This window comes from Aestuariivivens marinum, from assembly GCF_022662175.1.
Lineage (GTDB): Bacteria > Bacteroidota > Bacteroidia > Flavobacteriales > Flavobacteriaceae > Aestuariivivens > Aestuariivivens marinum.
Genome location: NZ_JAKMCR010000001.1, coordinates 511,485 through 534,649 on the forward strand (window position 1 = coordinate 511,485; position 23,165 = coordinate 534,649).

Sequence of the window (23,165 nt, forward strand, 5' to 3'; positions counted from 1 at the left end):
TCAATAATTCATGTTTTTGTTTTTATTGCTAAATTTTACATATTGAATTTTTATTAAAAATTACCGATATAATTGTTATATGCTTATTTTTATATTCCCTAAGTTCCTAAAATCGGAATAATGAAATAGCCTCCATTGGTTTTCCAGACCTAGTCTCTATCTTAGCTTTTCCAACTCAAGTTTTTAAACCAAATTTTGTTGATTATGCTGAATAAACAAGGGCTCTATTCCCCAGAATTCGAACACGAAAATTGTGGTGCTGGTTTTATCTGTAACCTTAAAGGAGAAAAAACAAATCAAATTATACATGACGCTCTGGAAATCCTAGTAAAACTGGAACATCGTGGTGGTGTTAGTGCCGATGGAAAAACAGGTGATGGCGCTGGTTTGTTAATTGATATTCCCCACGATTATTTTAAGCGTGTTTGCGATTTCAATATTCCAAATCCAAGAGAATATGCTGTTGGGATGGTATTTTTGCCTAAAATAGCAAACCAATACCAATACTGTAAGAATACTTTCGAAAAAGAAATACAGGCACAAGGTCTAGAAATCCTTGGCTGGAGAAAAGTCCCTGTAGACCCCACTCAATTAGGTGAGATTGCTCTTGCTTCTGAACCTACCATAGAACAGGTATTTATTGGCAAAGCAGAAGATTACAACGAATCTGTTTTTAAGGCAAAACTTTATGCCGCTAGAAAAATTACCGAACATGTTATTAGGCAATCCAAAATTTCACAAAGCGGCTATTTCTATGTACCAAGTTTATCTAACACAACCATAATATATAAGGGCATCATCATGCCCGAAGATATTGGTCCCTATTATACCGATTTACAAGAAAAGGATTTGGTAACACGATTGGCTTTGGTACACCAACGTTTCTCCACTAACACCATGCCTACCTGGGAATTGGCACAGCCATTCCGATTTATGTGCCAAAATGGAGAAATAAATACCCTTCGTGGCAATGTAAGTAGAATGCGCGTACGTGAGGAAATAATGAAAAGTGAGGTGTTTGGTCCCCAAATCGATAAATTATTCCCTATTATCTTACCGGGTAAGTCCGATTCGGCTTCCATGGATATGGTTGTGGAACTACTCACGCATACCGATAGATCACTACCTGAAATTATGATGATGATGATTCCCGAAGCATGGGAAAAACATAAAACAATGTCGCCTGAAAAAAAGGCATTCTATGAATATAATTGCTGTATCATGGAGCCTTGGGATGGCCCAGCTTCAGTGCCATTCACAGACGGTGATTATATAGGTGCTTTATTGGACAGAAATGGCTTAAGACCTTCTCGTTATACACTTACCAAAAGCGGTAAATTAATCATGTCTTCCGAAGTTGGTGTTGTTAATCTCGACCCAAGCGATATTGAAAAACACGGCAGATTAGAACCTGGCAAAATGTTTTTAGTAGACATGAACGAAGGACGTATTGTTGATGATGAAGAGATAAAGAATAAAATTGTTTCCGAAAGACCCTATAAAGAATGGTTGGACAAAACAAGGTTACATTTAAGAGATGTACCTTATACTAACGAAACATGCCCTATTGAAACCATCGACATTAAAACACGACAGCGTTTATTTAACTATACTTTTGAAGATATTCAGGAGATTATCACCCCCATGGCAGTTAATGCAAAAGAAGCCTTGGGCTCTATGGGTACAGATACGCCTTTGGCTGTTTTATCGGATAGACCTCAGTTGATTTCAAATTACTTTAAACAATTGTTCGCACAGGTTACCAACCCTCCACTGGACGGTATCCGCGAGGAAATTGTTACCGATATTAGCCTAAATCTGGGTAAAGACCGAAATATCTTCAGTATTACTGAGCGACAATGTAGAAAGCTTCGTATTCAAAACCCAGTGATTTCAAATGCCGATTTAGAAAAAATTAGGACCATTCAAATTGAAAGCTTCAAAGCTGAGACCATTCATATGCTTTACCCTAAAGCTCAAGGATTAAATGGCCTTGAAGATGCGTTGGAAGATATTATTAAACAAGTTGAAAAAGCACTGGACAGAAAGACCAATATTATCATCCTATCCGATAGAGGTGTCAACAAAGATTTTGCTCCAATACCTGCTTTACTGGCTTGCTCATATGTAAACCATCAATTAAACAGACTTCGCAAGCGCTCTTATTTCGATATCATCATAGAATCTGCAGAACCACGTGAACCTCATCATTTTGCCACCCTTTTTGGCTATGGTGCAAGTGCCATAAACCCATACATGGTAAACGAAATCATTAGAATGCAGGTAAAAGAAGGCTTCATTACCGGTATAGATGAAGATAAAGCTGTAGGGAATTTCAATAAAGCAATTGGTAAGGGTTTATTGAAGATTATGAATAAAATAGGTATCTCAACGTTACATTCGTACAGAGGTTCACAAATATTCGAAATTGTTGGTTTCAATTCCCAATTTGTTGAAAAATATTTCCCTTATACCGCATCGAGGATTGAGGGCATTGGTCTTTACGAAATTGAAAAGGAAATTAATGAACGTTATAAATATGCCTATCCGGACAACTATATTGATAAACGTTTAGGGCTTAACATAGGTGGTGATTATAGGTGGAGACGAAACGGTGAACGTCACATGTTCAATCCAACCACAGTAGCCAAGCTACAGCAGGCGGTTAGACTAAATGACCAAAAAAGTTACGATACCTATGCTAAGGCAGTTAACGAACAGTCTGAGAATTTAATGACCATTAGAGGTTTATTTGAGTTCGACAATTTAAACCCTATTCCAATTGAAGAAGTAGAGCCTTGGACCGAAATCGTTAAGCGTTTTAAAACCGGTGCCATGTCCTACGGTTCCATTTCAAGAGAAGCCCACGAAAACCTAGCTATTGCCATGAACCGTATTGGCGGAAAATCCAATTCTGGTGAAGGTGGTGAAGACAGAAAACGTTTTCGCTTAGATGCCAATGGCGATAATCGTAACTCTGCCATAAAGCAAGTGGCTTCAGGTCGTTTTGGCGTTACTTCGCATTACCTAACCAATGCTAAGGAAATTCAAATTAAAATGGCTCAAGGCGCCAAGCCTGGTGAGGGTGGCCAGTTACCAGGTGAAAAAGTATTGCCTTGGATTGCAGCCGCACGTAACTCAACACCTTTTGTAGGATTGATTTCACCACCACCACACCATGATATCTATTCCATCGAAGATTTGGCACAATTAATTTTCGATTTAAAAAATGCCAATCGCGATGCTAGAATCAATGTGAAGTTAGTTTCCGAAGTTGGTGTAGGTACCATTGCTGCCGGGGTAGCCAAAGCCAAAGCCGATGTAGTACTTATCTCTGGTTATGATGGTGGTACGGGTGCATCTCCTTTAACGTCATTAAAACATGCAGGGTTGCCATGGGAACTTGGCCTGTCTGAAGCACAGCAAACCCTTGTTTTAAATAAACTAAGAAGTCGAATTGTTGTAGAATGCGATGGTCAGTTAAAAACAGGTCGCGATGTAGCCATTGCTGCCCTTTTAGGCGCAGAAGAGTTTGGTTTTGCTACAGCACCACTAGTCGCTTCAGGTTGTATTATGATGCGTAAATGCCATTTGAATACGTGTCCTGTTGGTGTGGCTACACAAGATAAAGAATTACGTAAAAACTTTAAAGGCACACCTGAACATGTTATTAATTTCTTCTATTATGTAGCCGAGGAATTAAGAGGCATCATGGCGCAATTAGGTTTTAGAACCTTAGCGGAAATGGTAGGACAAACCCACAAGATAAACGCCAATAAAGCTATAAAACATTATAAGGCCAAAGGATTGGATTTAACAAATATTCTACACAGGCCCGCTGTTTATAGTCAATTACCAGTAAGAAACACTGAACAACAAGATCATAATTTAGATGGTGTATTAGACTTTAAAATATTAAAGGATTCCCATAAAGCCATTTATAGAAAAGAGAAAACCGCACTTAATTATAAAATTAAAAATACCGACCGTACTGTTGGTGCCATAATCAGCAACGAAATTTCCAAGATTTATGGTCATTTAGGTTTACCTGAGGATACGCTTAATGTTAATTATACTGGATCTGCAGGTCAGAGTTTTGGAGCCTTCGGTGCAAACGGATTAACCTTTAAATTAGAAGGCAATACGAATGACTATCTAGGAAAAGGATTGTCTGGAGCTAAAATTATTGTGAAGAAACCGGCTAAGGCCACTTTTGTTGCTGATGAGAACATTATTGTTGGTAATGTGTGCCTATTTGGTGCCATAGAAGGCCAAGCTTACATTAATGGTATTGCAGGTGAACGTTTTGCAGTACGAAACTCTGGAGCAACCGCTGTTGTTGAAGGCGTTGGAGACCATTGTTGTGAATATATGACAGGAGGAAAAGTTGTTGTACTGGGCAAAACAGGACGAAACTTTGCTGCTGGTATGAGTGGTGGCTATGCTTATGTGTTAAATGAAAGCGGTCAATTCACTAAAGGGCTTTGCAATGAAGAAACGATTGACTTTGACCCGATCAACAATGAAGATGAAACCGAATTAAAAAACCTTATTGAAAAGCATGTAGCTTATACTAATAGCGAAAAAGGTTCAGCAATCCTAGCCAACTGGCAAGATTACTTACCAAAATTCGTTAAGGTGATGCCTAAAGAATATAAAGTCGCTTTAAAGCGCATTGAGACAGAAGAACCAATGGTTGAAGAATTAACAATAGCATAGTGTCATGGGAAAAGTAACAGGATTTAAAGAATTTGAAAGACAAGATGAGCAAAACGAACCTGTAAAGGATCGTGTAAAAAACTATAAAGAATTTACGATTCCGTTAAGTGAACCCGAATTGACCAAACAGGGATCACGTTGTATGGACTGTGGCATTCCTTTTTGCCACAGTGGTTGTCCGTTAGGAAATTTAATTCCTGATTTTAACCACATGGTCCATCAAGGTGAGTGGCAAAAAGCCTCTTGGATATTACATTCAACCAACAACTTTCCAGAATTTACAGGGCGTTTGTGCCCAGCACCCTGTGAAAAATCATGTGTACTAGGTCTTATAGAAGATCCTGTATCTATTGAAAATATTGAAAAAAACATCGTAGAACGCGCCTTTAAAGAAGGCTGGATTAAACCTCAACCACCAAAAACAAGAACGGGAAAAACCATTGCCGTAGTAGGTTCTGGCCCTGCAGGTTTAGCAGCTGCACAACAATTAAACCGAGCAGGACATACTGTAACTGTATTTGAGCGCGACGATGAAATTGGAGGACTACTGAGATATGGTATCCCCAATTTTAAAATGGAAAAGGAAATTATAGACCGTCGCTTAGACATTTTAAAAGCTGAAGGCATTACCTTTAAGACCAATGTAAATGTTGGGGTTAATTACGATGTTGAAGAACTCAAAGCATTTGATGCTGTGGTTTTATGTGGTGGTGCTACAGAAAGACGCAGTTTACCAACACCAGGAATTGATGCTGATGGCGTAGTACAGGCCATGGATTTTTTAACCCAACAAACCAAAGTATTGTTTGGTAAAGAGGTAAAAGACCAGGTGCTAGCTACCGGAAAAGATGTAATTGTTATTGGTGGAGGTGACACTGGGTCAGACTGTATTGGAACCTCAAACCGTCAAGGGGCCAAATCGGTGACCAATTTCGAGATTATGCCAAAACCTCCAGGTCATCGTTCGCCTACAACACCTTGGCCATTTTGGCCCTTGCAGTTAAAAACATCGTCCTCACACGAAGAAGGTGTTGAACGTAACTGGCTAATAAACACCAAAGAATTTATTACAGATAAAAATGGGAAACTAACCGCTCTTAAAACAGTAAATGTTGAATGGAAAATGGTTTCTGGTGAACGTCCCCAACTAATAGAAATTGAAGGCACCGAAAAAATATGGCCTTGTAATTTGGCTTTATTGGCTCTTGGTTTTACTGGACCGGAAAGCACATTGGCCGATAAATTAGGTATTGAAAGGGATGCTCGTTCTAATTATAAAGCAGAATATGGCAAATATCAAACCAATATCCCGAATATATTTACAGCTGGTGATATGCGTCGTGGACAATCGCTGATTGTTTGGGCGATTTCAGAAGGTCGTGAAGCCGCCAGACAAGTGGATATTTACCTTATGGGTAAATCGGATTTAACCACTAAAGATGCTAGTGGTGATTTAGTAGCCTTATAGATTTGTACATCTTAGTTTCATTCAGAATTGGACAAAAGGGCAGCTTGAAGAACCTTTTTTGTTTTTAGTATAAAGATTCTTCATTTATTGCAAGTAATTAGGTCCGTTCTGAATGATATTTTTTATTTTTAAATTTCTGTTAACAATTTTAAAGAAGCTAAATAGTATATTTGCTTTTCAAATTTTAAAAATGTCCAAAAACACAATAGCAACATTTTTCATAGTAATATTTATGGGCTTTATTATGGCTCCATCAATCATTACTATCCTAGATGACGCTGTTGACATTTCTATTTTTTACTCTTTAGCTGAAGAAGAGGAAAAAGGCAGTGAAAAAGACAAAAACATAGAAATTCTTTTTTCTTCGGCCAATTTATTTGAGTCTGACTTGTGTTTGGACGAATCGGAAAACAACTTGGCATATTTTTTTAAAACGTATGCTAAACCTCATTTAAACCTTATCTCTCCTCCTCCAGACCTTGGTTAGTTTATCTTGTTTTAAATACAATCTATTCCAAAGCGGAATCAGGTTGTTATCTTTTTATTTATTCAATTTAAATTAACTTTTTATTACATGTTTAGAACTATTAAAAATGACTTACCAGCGAGTATAGTCGTATTTTTTGTTGCACTACCTTTATGCTTGGGTATAGCATTGGCGAGTGGTGCACCACTTTTTTCAGGATTAATTGCAGGAATTATTGGAGGTATTGTTGTTGGCAGTCTAAGTGGCTCCAAAATTGGGGTTAGTGGCCCCGCAGCCGGTTTGGCTGCTATTGTTTTAACGGCTATTGGCACCCTTGGAGGGTATCAAAATTTTCTAGTTGCCGTAGTATTGGGGGGGATTATACAACTCATTTTTGGCGTGTTAAAAGCTGGTATTATCGGTTATTATTTTCCGTCATCGGTAATTAAAGGCATGCTTACGGGTATTGGTATTATTATTATTTTAAAACAAATACCCCACTTTTTTGGATATGATGCCGGTCCTGACGGAAAGGATGGGTTTTTTCAGACTTCAAGTGAAAACACATTTTCTTCCTTATTACACATTACCGACAATATCATTTTGGGATCTTTGATTATTGGTATTGTTAGTCTAGCTATTTTAATTCTTTGGGATAAGGTCTTATCTAAAAAAGCCAAAATTTTTCAATTAATACAAGGCCCTTTGGTTGCTGTTATTGTCGGTATTATCTTTTTTTCATTAACCCAATCGCATAGTACTTTATCTATATCACAATCACATTTGGTAAATGTTCCGGTACCAGAAGATGCCAGTTCCTTTTTAGCGCAATTTAACTTTCCTAATTTTGGAGTTATTACTAATCCAGATGTGTGGGTTATAGCATTTACCATTGCATTAGTGGCAAGTTTGGAAACCTTGTTGTGTGTAGAGGCTACAGATAAATTAGACCCTCACAAAAATGTTACTCCAACAAACAGGGAGTTATTGGCGCAAGGTACGGGTAACATTATTTCGGGATTAATTGGAGGCTTGCCCATAACTCAGGTAATCGTAAGGAGTTCTGCAAACATTCAATCGGGAGGTGTTTCAAAATCATCAACTATAATACATGGAATTTTATTGCTAATCTCTGTGGTATTAATTCCTACATTATTAAATATGATCCCCTTGTCTGTGTTGGCAGCTATTTTGTTTGTAGTGGGATATAAGCTTGCTAAACCAAAGCTATTTAAACAAATGTATGATTTAGGCTGGAAGCAATCCGTTCCATTTACTATTACAGTGCTCGGTATCGTATTTATTGATTTACTATGGGGTATTGGTTTGGGCTTGGCTGTTGGTGTAGTTGTCATCCTTCTAAAAAGTTACCAAAATTCGCATTTCCTTCATATAGAAGATAAGAGTAATGGTAAGCATAAAATAAAAATGACCCTAGCCGAAGAAGTAACCTTTTTCAATAAAGGAGCTATTTTAAAGGAATTGGATAGCTTACCAAGGGATACATACTTAGAGCTCAATCTTATTAAAACGCGATACTTGGATAACGACATTATCGAAATTTTAGAAGACTTTGCCATAAAGGCCAAAGAGCGCAACATTGACATTAATCTTGTTTCTAAACGTGGAGTAGTAGAAAACCCGCCTAGTTTTGTTCAATTTTTTAAAGAACGACCTAAATCGAGTTTAGGCTTAAATTAAAACGTCATGAAAACAAATAAATACAAAATAGCAGTGCTTACAGACTTTAAAAGTCCTGTAAATACGATGCTAAACAATTCGGTGTCACTGGCGAAAATAATCAACGCCTCGGTCGAGATCTTGTGCGTAAAAGAACCTTCCGGTGTTATAAAAAGCGACAACCAATTATCGGCCATGCGCACCATGAACCAAGAATACCTTAATACGAAAAAAGTAATATTAAGAAATATTACACCTATTTCTAAAAAACATGGTATCGAAATAAGCCATACTTTATCTTATGGCAATGTGAAAGATGAAATAAGGCATTATATTAATGAGTACAAACCAGACGTTATTGTTCTTGGTAAAAGAAAACCAAGGCGAACACAATTGTCCGGGGATTCTATTACACCTTTCGTGTTGAAACATTTTAAAGGTACCGTTATAATTTCTTCTGAAGAAAATCTCTTTGAACCAAATAAAGCATTGAACATTGGTCTGTTAAATAATTTTGAAGGTTCGCTTAAGTTTGATTTTGAGAAAGAATTAATGGATTGTACCAACAGCCCTTTAAAGGCTTTTCAAATGATTAAACCAAACCATCCCTTAAAAGAAAGGCCAAAACCCTTTTCTAAAGATGTAGAGGAATATATTTTTGAACATAATGATAATTCGGTTAAAAATCTTTCAAATTATATTTTGAAAAATAATGTTAACTTACTTTGCTTAAATAGAGCGTCCCAAAAAGCAAAAACAAAGACAACGCTAAAAGGGTCGGACATAAACCAAATTATCAATAATCTAGATATTTCATTATTATTATCGGGGGTTAATTAAACACTCCAATCAAAGAACATTAATTAAAAATAAATTATGAAAGCACATACAAGAGAAACACAGGCCACAATGACACCAGAAAAATCATTACAGTTCCTAAAGGAGGGAAATGTAAGATTTCAAAATAATCTTAAAGCCAATAGAAACCTTTTAGAACAAGTAAACGATACTAGTGAGGGACAATTTCCTTTTGCTACCATTTTAAGCTGTATAGATTCGAGGGTATCAGCAGAGTTGGTGTTCGACCAAGGACTTGGTGATATTTTTAGTGTAAGAATTGCCGGAAACTTTGTTAACGAAGATATTTTAGGCAGTATGGAATTTGCATGCAAACTAGCTGGAACTAAGTTAATTGTGGTACTGGGTCACACTAGCTGTGGCGCTATAAAAGGAGCTTGCGACCATGCCGAAATGGGTAATTTAACCAAGCTTATTCAAAAGATAGAACCAGCCGTTAATGCTGTTGAAGAACCAAAAAATGAAAGTCAAAGAAATTCTTCCAATCTAGATTTTGTAGATAGCGTATCTGAAAAAAACGTACACCTCACTATAGAAAGAATTCGTAAAGAAAGTCCTATTTTGGCTGAAATGGAACAGAATGGAGAAATTAAAATTATTGGTGCTATGTACGACATAGCAACAGGCGCTGTTACATTTTATGAATAAAAACCGTTGTTGGGAGAAAATTTTATGAAAAAGAAAATAATACTAATGGCATTAACCTTTATGTTAATGCCATTAGTCTACATACAGGGTCAAGAAAGTAATTTTGGTAATTGGTTAATTTATATTGGGAACAAAAAGCTTAATAACAAATGGAACATCCATAACGAAGTCCAATATAGAAATTATAACGCCATTGGTGATTTAGAGCAATTGTTATTACGTACTGGATTAGGGTATAGTTTTAACGAAAACAAAAATAATATCCTGTTAGGTTATGGTTATATCTTATCTGAAAATTATTTTAATGAAGATGATAAAATATCCATCAACGAGCATAGAATATTCCAGCAGTTTATTACTAAGCAATCTGTTGGCCAGGTCAAATTAAATCACCGTTACCGATTTGAGCAACGTTTTGTGGAATCAGATTTTAAATTACGCTTTCGGTACTTCTTAGGGATTAACGTGCCTTTACAATATAAAGAGTCGGGTAAAAACCCGTTATATTTTTCAGCTTATAATGAGATTTTCCTAAACTCAAAATCTTCGGTTTTTGATAGAAATCGTTTGTACGGTGGTTTGGGGTATAAATTTTCAGATGCCGTAAAAGTAGAGTTAGGTTACATGAACCAATTTTTTGAGAATTCTGGAAGAGACCAACTAAACATTATCACTTTTGTCAATTTCTAATCAAACCACTTTTAAAAAACCAATAGAATAAAACATCTTAAACACTCCTTATAGTTTTAGGCTTTATACTTACTTTTTTGTTTTGTGCTAAAAAAAAGTAAATTAGTAGAAATAAAAGACTACAACTATGAAGAATTTGTTTTCAAATATTAAAGGAGATGCTTTTGGAGGTATTACGGCAGGTATTGTTGCATTGCCTTTGGCATTGGCTTTTGGGGTGTCATCTGGTTTAGGTCCCACGGCAGGGTTATACGGAGCTATATTTATTAGTTTTTTTGCTGCCCTATTTGGTGGTACCAATACGCAAATATCGGGACCAACAGCACCAATGACAGCCGTAAGCATGGTGGTTATTGCCAGTATTATAGCGGTTAACGACGGTGATGTTAATAAAGCCCTACCCATTATACTTACTGTGTTTTTATTGGCGGGACTAATGCAAATAGGTCTTGGGGTTTTAGGCCTGGGAAAATACATTAGGTACATTCCCTATCCTGTAGTTTCTGGATTTATGACCGCTATTGGTGTTATTATTTTGCTGACCCAAATTTTACCGTCTTTAGGGTATTATCCCAAAGAAGATTCAGAATTTGTAAATCAATTTAAGCCTCAAGCTGAAGAAGTAATTCTAGAAAACATCCTAAAAGAAGAAGCTGGTGAAGGTATTTTAGTGTTAGAAAATTTTAAGGAAACCATAAGCCGTGCTGAAAAAATAACCGATGCCGATATTTTAAAGGAATCACAAACCCTAGCAGCCAAAGATGCTTCTGGGGCTTACGGAGCCATAAAAGTATTGCCACGGGCATTAGAACATATTAATTGGTTAGAGCTTTTACTAGCCATTGGCACCATTATTATCATTTATGGCTTTAAGCGTATTACTAAAGCAGTACCTAGCACCCTTGTTGCCTTAGTGATCATGTCGGGTATTGCCGTAGGATTCGGTTTGAATTATAGACCTATTGAAGAAATACCAAGCGGACTACCAGTACCAAATTTGGAAATCTTTACAAGCTTTAGCTTAAGTAGCCTTACTCCTTACATTTTCACGGCATTGACCCTAGCCTTACTTGGGGCCATCGACTCGTTGCTTACCAGTGTTGTAGCCGACAACATGACCAAAACCAAGCACAAACCCAATAAGGAATTGGTAGGTCAAGGTATTGGCAACAGTATCGCTGCCGTATTTGGTGGTATTCCAGGTGCCGGGGCGACCATTAGAACTGTTGTAAATATTACTTCTGGCGGAAAAACTAAACTTTCAGGAATGATTGCCGGCATTATGCTACTCGTTATTTTACTGGGCTTAGGACCTGTGGCCTCTAAAATACCTGCCGCTGTTTTAGCAGGTATTTTAATTACTGTAGGCATTGGCGTTATGGACTATAAAGGCTTAAAAGCCATCCCCAGCTTACCTAGAGATATAACCCTAGGAGGTGTAAAATTAAGTTCTGAAGTATTGATTATGCTTACTGTTTTATTACTTTCAACCTTCTGGAATCTAGTATACGCTGTAGGTATAGGTTTGGTCATTGCTTCGTTAATGTTTATGAAGAAGATAGGCGATTTAACTGCCGAACGCTCTGATGTAGAGCCCCTAAAAGAAAAGGCTTGGGCAGACGAAGTCGATTTTCCTGAAAATTTAAAAGAGCAGGTATTTATAAAACACATTAAAGGCCCTTTGTTTTTTGGATCTACCAGTGAGTTCCAACAACTGGCAAAACAAATCCCTAATAATGCTAAAGCCGTTATTATTAGAACCGGTCGCATGCAATATATTGATCAGTCAGGTTTGTATGCTTTGGAAGACGTTTTGGTTGATTTGGAAAAATCGGGTATCACTGTACTTTTGGTCAACGTGTTGAAGCAGCCACGTTATATGATGGAACGTATTGATATTATCCCCGATTTAATTCCCAAAGAGCATATTTTTGACAATTTTAAGGAGTGTACCAAGTGGATTAAGGCCAATATGAAAGAATGATAATTAAACTCATTTCATAATCTCAGTTACCAAAAGGTTATGGAAATGTGTTTATCGAAGTGGTTTATAAACTTACCAAAAAGTTTAATTTCTATGCCCCACCATAAACGCTTCTGCTTTTTCAACCATGTTTTTACTCCCACATACAAAAGGCACACGTTGATGTAACTCTGTAGGTTCAATATCCAAAATGCGGGTAAAGCCATCACTGGCCTTACCATTAGCTTGTTCGGCTAAAAAAGCCATAGGGTTACACTCGTATAGTAAACGTAATTTCCCGTTAGGATTGTTAGAACTCTGTGGGTATAAATAAATGCCCCCTTTTATCATATTCCTATGGAAATCGGATACTAAAGATCCTATATAACGCGATGTATATGGCCTATCACCTTCTTCCTTTTGGCAGTACTTGATATAATCCTTAATGCCTTGCGGAAAATGAACGTAGTTCCCTTCATTAACCGAATAAATAGTACCATCTAAAGGAAACTGCATATTGGGATGTGATAGGTAAAAGGTCCCTATTGCTGGGTTAAGCGTAAACCCATTAACACCATTCCCAGTAGTATAAACTAGCATGGTAGACGTACCATATACCACATAGCCTGCCGCTACCTGTTTACTTCCTTTTTGAAGGAAATCATCAAGTCCAACAGGAGTCCCAATGGGAGTAACACGACGGTAAATGGAGAAGATAGTCCCTACTGAAACATTAACGTCAATATTAGAAGACCCATCCAAGGGATCAATTAAAACAACGTATTTATTCTGGTGGTTTTCATCCTGACTGTTAATACTTATAAAATCGTCTTCCTCTTCGCTGGCTATACCACAAACAATGTTACGTTTGGTAAGGGTTTGTATAAACTTTTCATTCGCATAAACATCCAGCTTTTGCTGGTTTTCCCCTTGAACATTAGTATCGCCCACATCACCTATAATATCGACCAACCCAGCCTTATTGACTTCGTGATTTACTACTTTCGCCGCCAAACGAATGGAATTGAGTAAACTGGACAATTCCCCAGAGGAGTATTTAAAAGAAGTCTGGTTTTCAATAATAAATTCACCTAAAGTCTGCTTTTTATAGGACATACGTGGTTATTTTTTGCTGCAAATATCCAACAAATTTTAGCTAACTACAACGTTTTCGTAAACTAATCATGGCTTTAAATAATCAACTTTAAACTATATTTGAAAAATCTCAAAACAATTATGGACTATATAATAAGAGACGCTACAAAAGATGACATGTCTGCCGTTCTGGAACTGATAAAAGAATTAGCGGTTTTTGAAAAAGAACCCGATGCGGTTGAGGTAACGGTTGAAGATTTACAAAATGATGGCTTTGGTGAGGCTCCGGCATTTCATTGTTTTGTTGCCGAAATTAACTCAAAAATAGAAGGTATCGCCTTAATATATAATCGTTACTCCACATGGAAAGGCAAGGCTATTCATTTGGAAGATTTAATAGTAAGCGAATCCATGCGTGGCAGTGGACTTGGTACAGCACTGCTGAATGAAGTTGTAAAATACGCCCATAAGCTAGGTGTTAAACGTGTGAACTGGGAAGTGTTGGATTGGAACGAACCGGCCATTAAGTTCTATGAAAGCAAAGGTGCTAATGTGATGCGCGAATGGGACGTGGTGCATTTAAATGAAACTGCAATAAAAAATTATGTTGATAATATTTAGTCGTTTAGAATTGAATTATTGGGTTATTAAGTTATAATGGTTATTTGATAAAAACATGACAAATCTTGAAATTATAAACAAACTCAGATCATCAACTTTTACTGATGAAGATGGAGAAAATTACCAACTTGAATTTCAGGAGGGAGTATCTAATTCAGAAATTGAACAACTAAAAGAGCTTTTTCCAAATCAAAAAATTGACAACGAGTTAATAGAGGTACTAAAAGAAACTAGAGGGTGGGACGGATATGGCCCAGAGATGGTTTATTTTGACTCAATTGGTCATTTTGGTTTTTTAGAGCTATCTAAGTACTCTATAACACTTGGACATGACGGATTTGGAAATTATTGGATTCTGGATTTGGATAAAAATGGTAATCTTGGCAAAGTGTTTTTTGCTTGTCATGATCCTGCTGTTTTTGTTATTCACTCCCAAAATCTTAATGATTACCTTCAGCATCTGCTTGAATTTTATGAAAACCCTGCGAAATGTCATCTTAATGAAGTTCATGACAAAACAGTAATGACTATTTGGAATCATAATGAGTTTTGTTTTTCAAAAGAGGTATTCGCTGTTAACAACCCTGAATTTAAAGATTTTTTAGGCAAATTTGATGGAGTTGAATGGACAGTTGCAGACTTAAGGAATGGACAAAATAATAACGGATTTGCATGGGGGAAATTTGGTGCCAACCAAATTATTGAAAGACACCCAAACGATTTGGTTTGGATGATTAAGAATAAGAAAAAAGGTTTTTTGTCTAGACTATTTGGAAAGTGAAAATTGTTAAGACAGCCCTAATAACTAATAACCATTAACTAATAACTTCAAATAAAACCCAACATGCAAATATTCAAATTTGGAGGCGCTTCAGTAAAAGATGCCAACGGTGTAAAAAACCTAGCTAATGTTTTACAAACTATAGGTTATGATAATACCTTGGTCGTGGTTTCGGCAATGGGAAAAACCACTAATGCGCTGGAAGTGGTCATTAAAAACTATTTCAACAACAAGCCCCAGCTACAAAGTGCATTACAAGAGGTTAAAAAATACCATAATGAAATCCTTTTAGAACTTTTCGACAACGAGAACCATTCAGTATTTAAAAACGTTAGTACACTTTTTAATGAATTAAACACTTTTTTATACACTAACAAATCGCCCGATTATAATTTTGTTTATGATCAGATTATTGGTTATGGTGAGTTAATTTCTACTACCATAATAAGCGAATACCTTAACAGCGTCAATATAAAAAACAATTGGATAGATGTTAGAAATTATATTAAAACAGACACCTATTACCGACGTGCCAATGTTGATTGGGAAGCGACGCAGCGTTTAATAAGCCAAAACCTAAACACAGCAACGCTAAACATTACACAAGGGTTTTTAGGCAGCGATGCCAATAATTTTACGACCAGTTTAGGCAGGGAAGGAAGCGATTATACCGCCGCCATTTTTGCCTATTGCCTTAACGCCAAAAGTGTAACCATATGGAAAGACGTTCCGGGCGTGTTAAATGCAGATCCTCGCTATTTTGAAAATGCCAAATTACTCAACAAAATATCCTATCGCGAAGCCATAGAACTGGCTTTTTATGGTGCATCGGTAATACATCCTAAAACCCTTCAGCCTTTACAACGTAAGGAAATACCTTTGTTTGTGAAATCATTTTTAAACCCCAAAGCCAACGGCACAAAAATATGTAAGGATATTGTTTTAGAACCCATGATACCCTGTTTTATCGTTAAAAATAATCAAGTGCTCATTAGTTTGTCCTCATTAGACTTTTCATATATTGTTGAAGAAAACATAAGTAATATTTTCAACTTGTTGCATCAGCATAAAATGAAGGTGGACGTTATTCAAAATTCGGCTATTAGTTTTTCAGTATGCGTGGACAACATTTATAATAATCTGGACAAATTATTGTTGCAATTAAAAGCTAAATTTAAAGTGGTTTGCCACCAAAATGTGTCGTTGTACACCATTAGACACTATAATGATAAGGCCATTTTCCAAATCGAAACTGGTAAAACGGTATTATTAAAACAATTAACACAAGAAACTGTTCAAGTCGTTACCCAATAGTTTTATTTAGTACATTTATGCCCATGACCAAACCACAACATTCTGGATTAGTATCTGCAAAAGAAGTTGCCAAGGCCATCCAAATGGATAAATATGGTGTTATAGGCACGTTCATCGGTTGGATTTTAATGAAACTACTTAAAATATCCACCCTCAACAAAATTTACCTCAGCAACAAACACCTAAAAGATCTAGACTTTTTAAACGGTATTTTAGATGATTTCCAAATCAAATTTGAAATTCCCGAGGAAGACCTAAAACGCTTGCCCAAAGAAGGGCCATATATTACCGTGTCCAATCATCCGCTGGGAGGCATAGATGGTATATTGCTTTTAAAACTAATGTTGGAACAACGCAAGGACTTTAAGATTATCGCTAATTTTTTATTGCATCGCATAGAGCCACTCAAACCTTATATTATGCCGGTTAATCCTTTCGAGGACAGAAAGGAAGTGATGTCTAGTGTTTCTGGATTTAAAAATTCCATTTTACATTTAAGGGATGGGCATCCTTTAGGTATTTTTCCAGCTGGAGAAGTATCGACCTACAGGGATGGTAAATTGGTGGTTGATAAGCCTTGGGAAGAGGCTGCTATGAAACTCATTAAAAAAGCTGAAGTGCCTATTGTACCCATTTATTTTCACGCCAAGAACAGTAAGCTATTTTACAAGTTATCAAAAATTAATGACACTTTTAGAACGGCCAAATTACCTTCGGAACTATTAACGCAAAAACGACGTGTGATTAAGGTAAGGGTTGGGAAACCCATTGCTGTAGCCGATCAAAAAGAGTTTGAAGGACTAGAGGAATTTTCAAACTTTGTGCGCAAAAAAACCTATATGTTGTCTAATGCTTTTGAGGATAAACCAAAAATATTAGAAAATATATCCTCGTCCTTAAAAACCCCTAAACTTCCTAAAAATATCGTTACTCCGGTTGACAGTAATACTATGAACCAAGAAGTTGAAGCCCTTCGAGAAAAAGACAACCGCTTATTAACAAGTAAAAATTATGAAGTGTTTTTAGCCGAGGCTGAACATATTCCTAATATTTTAAGGGAAATAGGACGGTTACGGGAAATTACCTTTAGGGAAGTTGGAGAAGGTACCAACGAAGCCATAGATCTGGACAGCTTTGATAGTTATTACCACCACATGTTTTTATGGGATAACGACAAGCAAGTTATCGTTGGGGCTTACCGTATGGGCTTAGGATCGCTAATTTTTGACCGTTATGGAATTAACGGGTTTTATCTGCAGGATTTGTTTCGTTTTGAACCAGAATTGTACAAGATGATGAGCCAGTCCATAGAAATGGGACGTGCCTTTATTATTAAAGAATACCAGCAACGCCCTATGCCTTTATTTTTACTTTGGAAAGGTATTGTACATACCACCTTACGCTATCCAGAACATAAGTATTTAATTGGTGGGGTAAGTATTAGCAACCAGTTTTCTAACTTCTCAAAGTCGCTGATGATTGAGTTTATGAAATCGCATTATTACGACCCCTACATAGCACAATACGTGCACCCAAAAAAGGAATTTAAGGTGAAGTTGAAGGATGCCGACAAGGACTTTGTTTTTGATGAAACCGAAGCCGACTTAAACAAGTTCGATAAAATTATTGATGAAGTGGAACCAGGGGCCTTGCGCTTGCCCGTACTGCTTAAAAAATACATTAAACAAAACGCCAAACTGGTTGCCTTTAATGTAGACCCCTTATTTAATAATGCGGTAGATGGGTTGATGTACATTAAAATTGCTGATCTTCCAGAAAGCACCGTACGTCCAGTTATGGAAGAATTCCAGGCCGAATTGGAACGTAAGCTGGAGAATAACGGGGATTAGTTTTTAAATGCTTTGTTATATAACTCAGCATCAAACACAATCATAATTTGCTTTAATCGGTCAACAATAGCTGGGTGCTTTTCAGCAATATTATGTTGCTCACCAATATCAGTTTTTAAATTATAAAGTGCCGTTTGAAATTCGCCATCTTCCTTAGCATTCCATCCCAAACTTTTTGAAATGTGCAGTTTCCAATCACCTAAGCGAACGGCTTCCAAATCACCGTTCCTGGCATAATAATAAAATGGGCGTTCTTTTAATTTCACAGAATTAGGGCGTGTTATAAAGGCTGAAATATCATCCCCATCCAATCCTTTTAACGTTTCAATATTTGCACCTACCACCTTGGCTAAAGTTGGGAATACGTCCAAAGTTGTCACCATTTCTGAGCTTACAGTACCCTTAGGTATTTTTTTTGGCCAACTCATAATTCCTGGAACACGTTGGCCTCCTTCCCAGGTTTGGGCTTTTTTACCCCTTAAAGGTTTTGCAGAACCAATTTGTGGCCCATTATCTGATGTAAATATAATTATTGTGTTTTCATAAATCCCCTCTTCTTTTAATGCGCTAACAATCTCCCCCATACTCCAGTCTAACTCCATTATAACATCACCGTAAAGACCTAAAGTACTCTTTCCTGAAAATTGCTCAGACACATGTAATGGGGTATGGGGCATAGTATGCGCCAAATACATAAAAAATGGTTGCCCTTTTTGCTGCTCTTTTATTTGCTTAACAGCTTCTTCGGTATACCGTTTGGTCAATAAGCGTTGGTCTATACCTTCACCAACGAGCTCTGTATTTCTGTAAAACGGCAATGGCGGTGATTGAAAACTGTTATGGGAATAATAATAGCCATCCATATCGTTGGAATAGGGTACACCATAAAACTCATCAAACCCCTGATTATTGGGCATAAATTCTTCCAAATGTCCTAAATGCCATTTGCCTATACAGGAGGTTGTATATCCATTGTCCTTTAATAACTCAGCTAGTGTGTATTCATTGGGATCTAGTCCGCTAGTTGAATATGGTGAAAGCACGCCTTCTTGCATATTCACGCGTTTTGGGTATTTCCCTGTTAATAAGGCGACCCTAGAAGGGGTACACACCGTTGCAGGAACATAAAAATCGGTAAACCTTATACCATCATTAGCCAAGGCATCTAAGTGCGGTGTTTCGAATCCTTCAGCACCATAAACCCCTACATCGGCATAACCTTGATCGTCTGTAAAAAAGATGATGATATTTGGTTTATTTTCTCTTACACCTCCTCGACAAGAGCAAAGTATCATGAATAAAAGCCCTAAAACAAACGCTGGTTTTTTCATTGGACAAACAAAGTTTATCCAAAAATAACATTTATTTTAAAGGGATTAACCCCTAAAATACTCTGATACAAAATCCTTAAAATACGCTTTAATTTCCTCTCTGGCCTTTAAGAAAGCGGTATGCTTTTCGTCTTCTGTTCCTTCTAATTTTGATGGATCATAAAAATTATGGTGTAAGCGCAGGGCATTCTTACTTGGGATATATGGGCAATTTTCGTTGGCATGGTCACAAACGGTAATGATGTAGTCGAAGTTTATATGGCTATATTCATCTACATGGTTTGAAGTGTGATGGTCTATACTAATGCCATCTTCTTTCATAATGGCCGCAGCTCCCGGATTAATACCATGGGTTTCAATTCCAGCACTATAAACGGCAACATTTCGCCCTTTCAAAAAATGGTTTATGTAACCATGGGCAATCTGACTTCTACAGGAATTTCCTGTACATAAAACAAGTATGTTTTTCATCTCAATTTGTCATTCCTGCAAAGGCAGGAATCTATTTTTAAATGGTTTTTTCATCATATGGATTCCTGTCTTCTCAGAAATGATAACTGTTTTCTAACAACAATTTCCACTTGGTGAACAACAGGGTTCCTCTACTAATGCATGTTGCTCTTCTGGTTCACTTGTACTGAGCGTAGTCGAAGTGCCACATGTGGATTTTGCCTTGCAATCTGTTTTTTCAACGGCTAATTTAAACATTAAGTTATTACCTCGTATTTCGAAATCGTTAACAAATAACTGAGTCGTATGGAAAGTCGTATTGCCATATTCAAACTTTACCTCGGAAGTTAATTGAAACGGTTTCATTTTTTCTACTTTCTTTAAAATAGAAAGAGCTTTGTATACCGACATATATTCTGTTTTACCCAACTCCATAGGACTTTCCCATAACTGAATGATTGTTTCTTTCCATGCATCGGTTTGTGCACCACAATCTACAGAGTCAATTGTTACATGTTTTACTTCGGTAATGTGATAATTAGCACCAACCAACAAGTTAGGCGCATACTCAAACAACAAAGATTTATCTTTATTGCTCTTCAATACTGTGAATAATTCTTGTGTTTTCATGATTATTTTAATGTGTGTTATTTCTTGTTAAACTTTTTTCATTGCCGTTTTGTTTTATTGTAATGGCAAAAAGAGACTAATTACTCAATTTCATCCTGTTAACTTCATTTAACAACAGTTTGACTTTGTGGTATTAAAAAATTGATTCAATTGCTTTTGAATTGCAGTCCAGCGCTCAATATCAATACAGTAACACATACTTTTTCCTTCTACTTCGCCTTTAAGCAATCCAATGGTTTTAAGTTCTTTTAAGTGTTGGGAAATGGTGGCTTGAGCCAAGCCTATTTCTGCAACCAAATCATTACAAATACAAGCATTTTGATTGCTTATATACTGTAAAATAGCAACTCTGGCAGGATGTCCCAATACCTTAAATAACTGAGCCAAATCGTTTTGTTGCTCTGTAAATATTTGTGTTTTTGTTACTCCCATGATTTTAATTATTTACATATCGCAATATTACGATATTAAAATGAAATAAAAAAGCCAAAACTTATATTTTTGACTTTTTATTATTTGTAATATTAAAACCAAGGTTTTTTCCCTGCTTGATAGGTGTTATAAAATTCTGAATCAGACTTCGTCAAATAGATGATACCTTCAATAAATCCAATAACACCAGGTATCCAAACAAACAAAATACCAATACCAACACATGATAAAAGAATACCTATTAATGTTGCTCCCAGAAGAATCCCTCCTTCCTTATTATAACCCAAAATAAACTTATGTATACCAAGTCCGCCAAAAAGAATGCCTAAAACTCCAGCCAATATTTTTTTGTTTTCGCCAGAAGCAAAGGTTTCTTTAGCTCCTTCAGCAAACTCTGAAGCTGATTCTTTGGCCTCTTTTGCAAATTCATTTGCTTTTTCCTTAGCGTCACCTAACATATCATTTAGGTCATCTCTTAAATTTTTATCATCAGACATTTTAATTGATTTTAAATTAGTGGTTTAAATTTAGCAAAAAAAAACTCACATTTTACCTAAACAACATTAAAATACCTCCCAAAGCCGTGACGAATAAAATAAAGCGCCTGTAATTTAAATTAGAGATTAACTTTACTACAGATGCTCCAATAAAAAAAGCCATTACAACTGCTGGCACCATAACCAAATTTAAAACTAGGGTTTCCTTACTCACGGTATGCCACACAAAAAAGTGAAATGGTAACTTAAACACATTAATAATAAAGAAGAGCCATGCGGCCGTTCCAATAAATTCGTTTTTTGGTAATCGAGTAGCCAGAAAGTAGATGTTCGATATTGGTCCAGCTAAATTGCCTATCATGGTTGTAAACCCAGCCAAAAAACCAGCTGAACCAGAAAACAATTTATGTTTAGGTAACACTAAAGTCTTTTTGTTTTCGGTATAAACCATAATAAACACAGAGACTATAATAATGATCGCCATGATTCTTTTAAACAGTAACTCTGAAATATCATTGCCTATCCAAACTCCAATCAAAACACCAACTATCATCCAAGGCATTAATTTTTTAATATAAATCCATTGGGTGTGTCTATTATAGTATATCACAGCCAAAATATCGGCCACAATAAGCATGGGCAACAATATCCCCGTGGATGCTTTTTCGCCAAACACAAAAGCAAGAATAATGACAATAATAATCCCTATGCCCTTAACACCTGCTTTGGCTAGACCTAATAAAAAAACCGCAAAACTTATGGCTATCCATTGTAGTGCAGTTAAGTTATAAGATTCTAGTATTTCTATGTAAGACAAGAGCAATTATTTGAAGCAACGAAGTTACAAAAAAGCACTATCTATAGGTTCCCACAATTCAATTTTATTCTCCCGGTTATCTATAATCCAACCAAACTTACCATATTAATAAGTTTTAACTTGGCCAATTACAGTAATGTCTTCATCTTTAAAAAACCTAAATAAGTTTCTCGAGGTTCTCCACACGATAGTTAAACATAATTTTTTGAAGGTTTATCGTATTTTGTATCCTTGGTAAACATACTCCACTACAAGCTACCATCATTTCCTTGATTGTTTTTCTTCCATAAAATACAGACCATCTATTCTTCTAACGTTTAGTTTCAGTATCGTCTTTTTGCAAGTAGTTATTGTGTAAGTTCTTATAATGTTTCATTAGAGTGATTACTTTTTTAAAACTTATTTTTTTATTACAGTTTCATAATAAGTTATCCATTCATTAGCTGATATTTTACCTGCCAGCTCACCTATTAAACCAAAGGGAATATCTTCCCCCTTTTTAAACCGTATACAACTTTTCCCCATATCCAATTTTTTGGTCGATTGCTTTTTATAGGTATCCACAAACCATTTCTTTAAACTTTCATTGGTATAAATCCCCATGTGATATACATTTATAGAATTTTTTTGTGAAGCAATATTCATAAAGGGTAAAGGCAGTTTTGGATCGCAATGATATCCGTTTGGATAAACCGAATGTGGAATGTAATACCCTATCATATTATAGTTTATGCCTTCTTCAAAACCTTCAGGTAAGTTTGCTGCAATGGTTTTTCGTAGCTTTATTAAGGCATCCCGATGGTCTTTTGGAACCAGATTGATATAATCATCGGGCGATGTGGCTTTGTATTGCAT

Annotated in this window: 20 protein-coding genes; 12 read left to right on the plus strand and 8 right to left on the minus strand. The window is 36.3% G+C overall.

Features of this window, described 5'->3' with window-relative positions:
- The first annotated feature begins 204 nt into the window (after window positions 1-204).
- From gltB to MR053_RS02180, 8 genes are all read left to right on the plus strand, one after another.
- Complete coding sequence (gltB, locus tag MR053_RS02145; protein WP_242130838.1) at window positions 205-4,719, plus strand: glutamate synthase large subunit; 4,515 nt, start codon at window positions 205-207, stop codon at window positions 4,717-4,719.
- A gap of 4 nt (window positions 4,720-4,723) precedes the next feature.
- Window positions 4,724-6,187 (plus strand): glutamate synthase subunit beta, encoded by a 1,464-nt coding sequence (locus MR053_RS02150; RefSeq protein WP_242130839.1) that lies wholly within the window; start codon window positions 4,724-4,726, stop codon window positions 6,185-6,187.
- Between the two features lie 190 nt (window positions 6,188-6,377).
- Window positions 6,378-6,674, plus strand: a complete 297-nt coding sequence (locus MR053_RS02155; protein WP_242130840.1) for a hypothetical protein — start codon at window positions 6,378-6,380, stop codon at window positions 6,672-6,674.
- A gap of 87 nt (window positions 6,675-6,761) precedes the next feature.
- Window positions 6,762-8,354, plus strand: coding sequence for a SulP family inorganic anion transporter (locus MR053_RS02160; RefSeq protein WP_242130841.1), 1,593 nt, complete (start codon window positions 6,762-6,764; stop codon window positions 8,352-8,354).
- A gap of 6 nt (window positions 8,355-8,360) precedes the next feature.
- Window positions 8,361-9,173, plus strand: coding sequence for a universal stress protein (locus MR053_RS02165; RefSeq protein ID WP_242130842.1), 813 nt, complete (start codon window positions 8,361-8,363; stop codon window positions 9,171-9,173).
- Between the two features lie 36 nt (window positions 9,174-9,209).
- Window positions 9,210-9,839 carry a carbonic anhydrase family protein gene (locus MR053_RS02170; RefSeq protein WP_242130843.1) on the plus strand — a complete coding sequence of 210 codons (630 nt, stop codon included), beginning with the start codon at window positions 9,210-9,212 and terminating at the stop codon, window positions 9,837-9,839.
- 24 nt (window positions 9,840-9,863) lie between these two features.
- Window positions 9,864-10,529: a DUF2490 domain-containing protein gene (locus tag MR053_RS02175; protein ID WP_242130844.1), complete on the plus strand. Its 666-nt coding sequence runs from the start codon at window positions 9,864-9,866 to the stop codon at window positions 10,527-10,529.
- Between the two features lie 127 nt (window positions 10,530-10,656).
- Window positions 10,657-12,513, plus strand: a complete 1,857-nt coding sequence (locus MR053_RS02180; protein ID WP_242130845.1) for a SulP family inorganic anion transporter — start codon at window positions 10,657-10,659, stop codon at window positions 12,511-12,513.
- Between the two features lie 84 nt (window positions 12,514-12,597).
- Here the strand turns inward: MR053_RS02180 and fbp are convergent, their stop codons facing one another.
- Entirely contained in the window at window positions 12,598-13,608 is a 1,011-nt protein-coding gene (gene fbp / locus MR053_RS02185) for a class 1 fructose-bisphosphatase (protein WP_242130846.1), read from the minus strand.
- A 120-nt stretch (window positions 13,609-13,728) separates the two neighbouring features.
- On the opposite strand from fbp, the gene MR053_RS02190 reads away from it, so the two are divergent.
- From MR053_RS02190 to MR053_RS02205, 4 genes are all read left to right on the plus strand, one after another.
- Window positions 13,729-14,208, plus strand: coding sequence for a GNAT family N-acetyltransferase (locus tag MR053_RS02190; protein ID WP_242130847.1), 480 nt, complete (start codon window positions 13,729-13,731; stop codon window positions 14,206-14,208).
- 55 nt (window positions 14,209-14,263) lie between these two features.
- Complete coding sequence (locus tag MR053_RS02195; RefSeq protein WP_242130848.1) at window positions 14,264-14,989, plus strand: SMI1/KNR4 family protein; 726 nt, start codon at window positions 14,264-14,266, stop codon at window positions 14,987-14,989.
- A gap of 63 nt (window positions 14,990-15,052) precedes the next feature.
- Entirely contained in the window at window positions 15,053-16,303 is a 1,251-nt protein-coding gene (locus MR053_RS02200; protein ID WP_242130849.1) for an aspartate kinase, read from the plus strand.
- Window positions 16,304-16,326: 23 nt separating this feature from the next.
- Window positions 16,327-18,153 carry a GNAT family N-acyltransferase gene (locus tag MR053_RS02205; RefSeq protein WP_242130850.1) on the plus strand — a complete coding sequence of 609 codons (1,827 nt, stop codon included), beginning with the start codon at window positions 16,327-16,329 and terminating at the stop codon, window positions 18,151-18,153.
- Here the strand turns inward: MR053_RS02205 and MR053_RS02210 are convergent.
- From MR053_RS02210 to MR053_RS02240, 7 genes are all read right to left on the minus strand, one after another.
- A complete protein-coding gene (locus MR053_RS02210; protein WP_242130851.1) occupies window positions 18,150-19,484 on the minus strand; it encodes a sulfatase family protein in 1,335 nt (444 codons plus the stop codon). The genes MR053_RS02205 and MR053_RS02210 overlap by 4 nt on opposite strands.
- A 45-nt stretch (window positions 19,485-19,529) precedes the next feature.
- The gene (locus tag MR053_RS02215; RefSeq protein ID WP_242130852.1) at window positions 19,530-19,955 is read right to left on the minus strand and encodes an arsenate reductase ArsC; all 426 of its coding nucleotides are present in this window, start codon (window positions 19,953-19,955) and stop codon (window positions 19,530-19,532) included.
- A gap of 93 nt (window positions 19,956-20,048) precedes the next feature.
- The gene (locus MR053_RS02220) at window positions 20,049-20,564 is read right to left on the minus strand and encodes a DUF6428 family protein (RefSeq protein WP_242130853.1); all 516 of its coding nucleotides are present in this window, start codon (window positions 20,562-20,564) and stop codon (window positions 20,049-20,051) included.
- A 108-nt stretch (window positions 20,565-20,672) separates the two neighbouring features.
- Window positions 20,673-20,996, minus strand: coding sequence for an ArsR/SmtB family transcription factor (locus MR053_RS02225; RefSeq protein WP_242130854.1), 324 nt, complete (start codon window positions 20,994-20,996; stop codon window positions 20,673-20,675).
- Between the two features lie 92 nt (window positions 20,997-21,088).
- A complete protein-coding gene (locus tag MR053_RS02230; RefSeq protein WP_242130855.1) occupies window positions 21,089-21,493 on the minus strand; it encodes a TM2 domain-containing protein in 405 nt (134 codons plus the stop codon).
- A gap of 52 nt (window positions 21,494-21,545) precedes the next feature.
- On the minus strand, window positions 21,546-22,310 hold the full coding sequence (locus MR053_RS02235; protein WP_242130856.1) for a sulfite exporter TauE/SafE family protein: 765 nt from the start codon (window positions 22,308-22,310) through the stop codon (window positions 21,546-21,548).
- Between the two features lie 399 nt (window positions 22,311-22,709).
- On the minus strand, window positions 22,710-23,165 hold the full coding sequence (locus MR053_RS02240; RefSeq protein ID WP_242130857.1) for a DUF1801 domain-containing protein: 456 nt from the start codon (window positions 23,163-23,165) through the stop codon (window positions 22,710-22,712).

Coding starts and splice junctions, on each gene's coding strand:
- gltB (WP_242130838.1), top strand. CDS start 205: ATGCTGAATAAACAAGGGCTCTATTCCCCAGAATTCGAACACGAAAAT.
- MR053_RS02150 (WP_242130839.1), top strand. CDS start 4,724: ATGGGAAAAGTAACAGGATTTAAAGAATTTGAAAGACAAGATGAGCAA.
- MR053_RS02155 (WP_242130840.1), top strand. CDS start 6,378: ATGTCCAAAAACACAATAGCAACATTTTTCATAGTAATATTTATGGGC.
- MR053_RS02160 (WP_242130841.1), top strand. CDS start 6,762: ATGTTTAGAACTATTAAAAATGACTTACCAGCGAGTATAGTCGTATTT.
- MR053_RS02165 (WP_242130842.1), top strand. CDS start 8,361: ATGAAAACAAATAAATACAAAATAGCAGTGCTTACAGACTTTAAAAGT.
- MR053_RS02170 (WP_242130843.1), top strand. CDS start 9,210: ATGAAAGCACATACAAGAGAAACACAGGCCACAATGACACCAGAAAAA.
- MR053_RS02175 (WP_242130844.1), top strand. CDS start 9,864: ATGAAAAAGAAAATAATACTAATGGCATTAACCTTTATGTTAATGCCA.
- MR053_RS02180 (WP_242130845.1), top strand. CDS start 10,657: ATGAAGAATTTGTTTTCAAATATTAAAGGAGATGCTTTTGGAGGTATT.
- fbp (WP_242130846.1), bottom strand. CDS start 13,608: ATGTCCTATAAAAAGCAGACTTTAGGTGAATTTATTATTGAAAACCAG.
- MR053_RS02190 (WP_242130847.1), top strand. CDS start 13,729: ATGGACTATATAATAAGAGACGCTACAAAAGATGACATGTCTGCCGTT.
- MR053_RS02195 (WP_242130848.1), top strand. CDS start 14,264: ATGACAAATCTTGAAATTATAAACAAACTCAGATCATCAACTTTTACT.
- MR053_RS02200 (WP_242130849.1), top strand. CDS start 15,053: ATGCAAATATTCAAATTTGGAGGCGCTTCAGTAAAAGATGCCAACGGT.
- MR053_RS02205 (WP_242130850.1), top strand. CDS start 16,327: ATGACCAAACCACAACATTCTGGATTAGTATCTGCAAAAGAAGTTGCC.
- MR053_RS02210 (WP_242130851.1), bottom strand. CDS start 19,484: ATGAAAAAACCAGCGTTTGTTTTAGGGCTTTTATTCATGATACTTTGC.
- MR053_RS02215 (WP_242130852.1), bottom strand. CDS start 19,955: ATGAAAAACATACTTGTTTTATGTACAGGAAATTCCTGTAGAAGTCAG.
- MR053_RS02220 (WP_242130853.1), bottom strand. CDS start 20,564: ATGAAAACACAAGAATTATTCACAGTATTGAAGAGCAATAAAGATAAA.
- MR053_RS02225 (WP_242130854.1), bottom strand. CDS start 20,996: ATGGGAGTAACAAAAACACAAATATTTACAGAGCAACAAAACGATTTG.
- MR053_RS02230 (WP_242130855.1), bottom strand. CDS start 21,493: ATGTCTGATGATAAAAATTTAAGAGATGACCTAAATGATATGTTAGGT.
- MR053_RS02240 (WP_242130857.1), bottom strand. CDS start 23,165: ATGCAATACAAAGCCACATCGCCCGATGATTATATCAATCTGGTTCCA.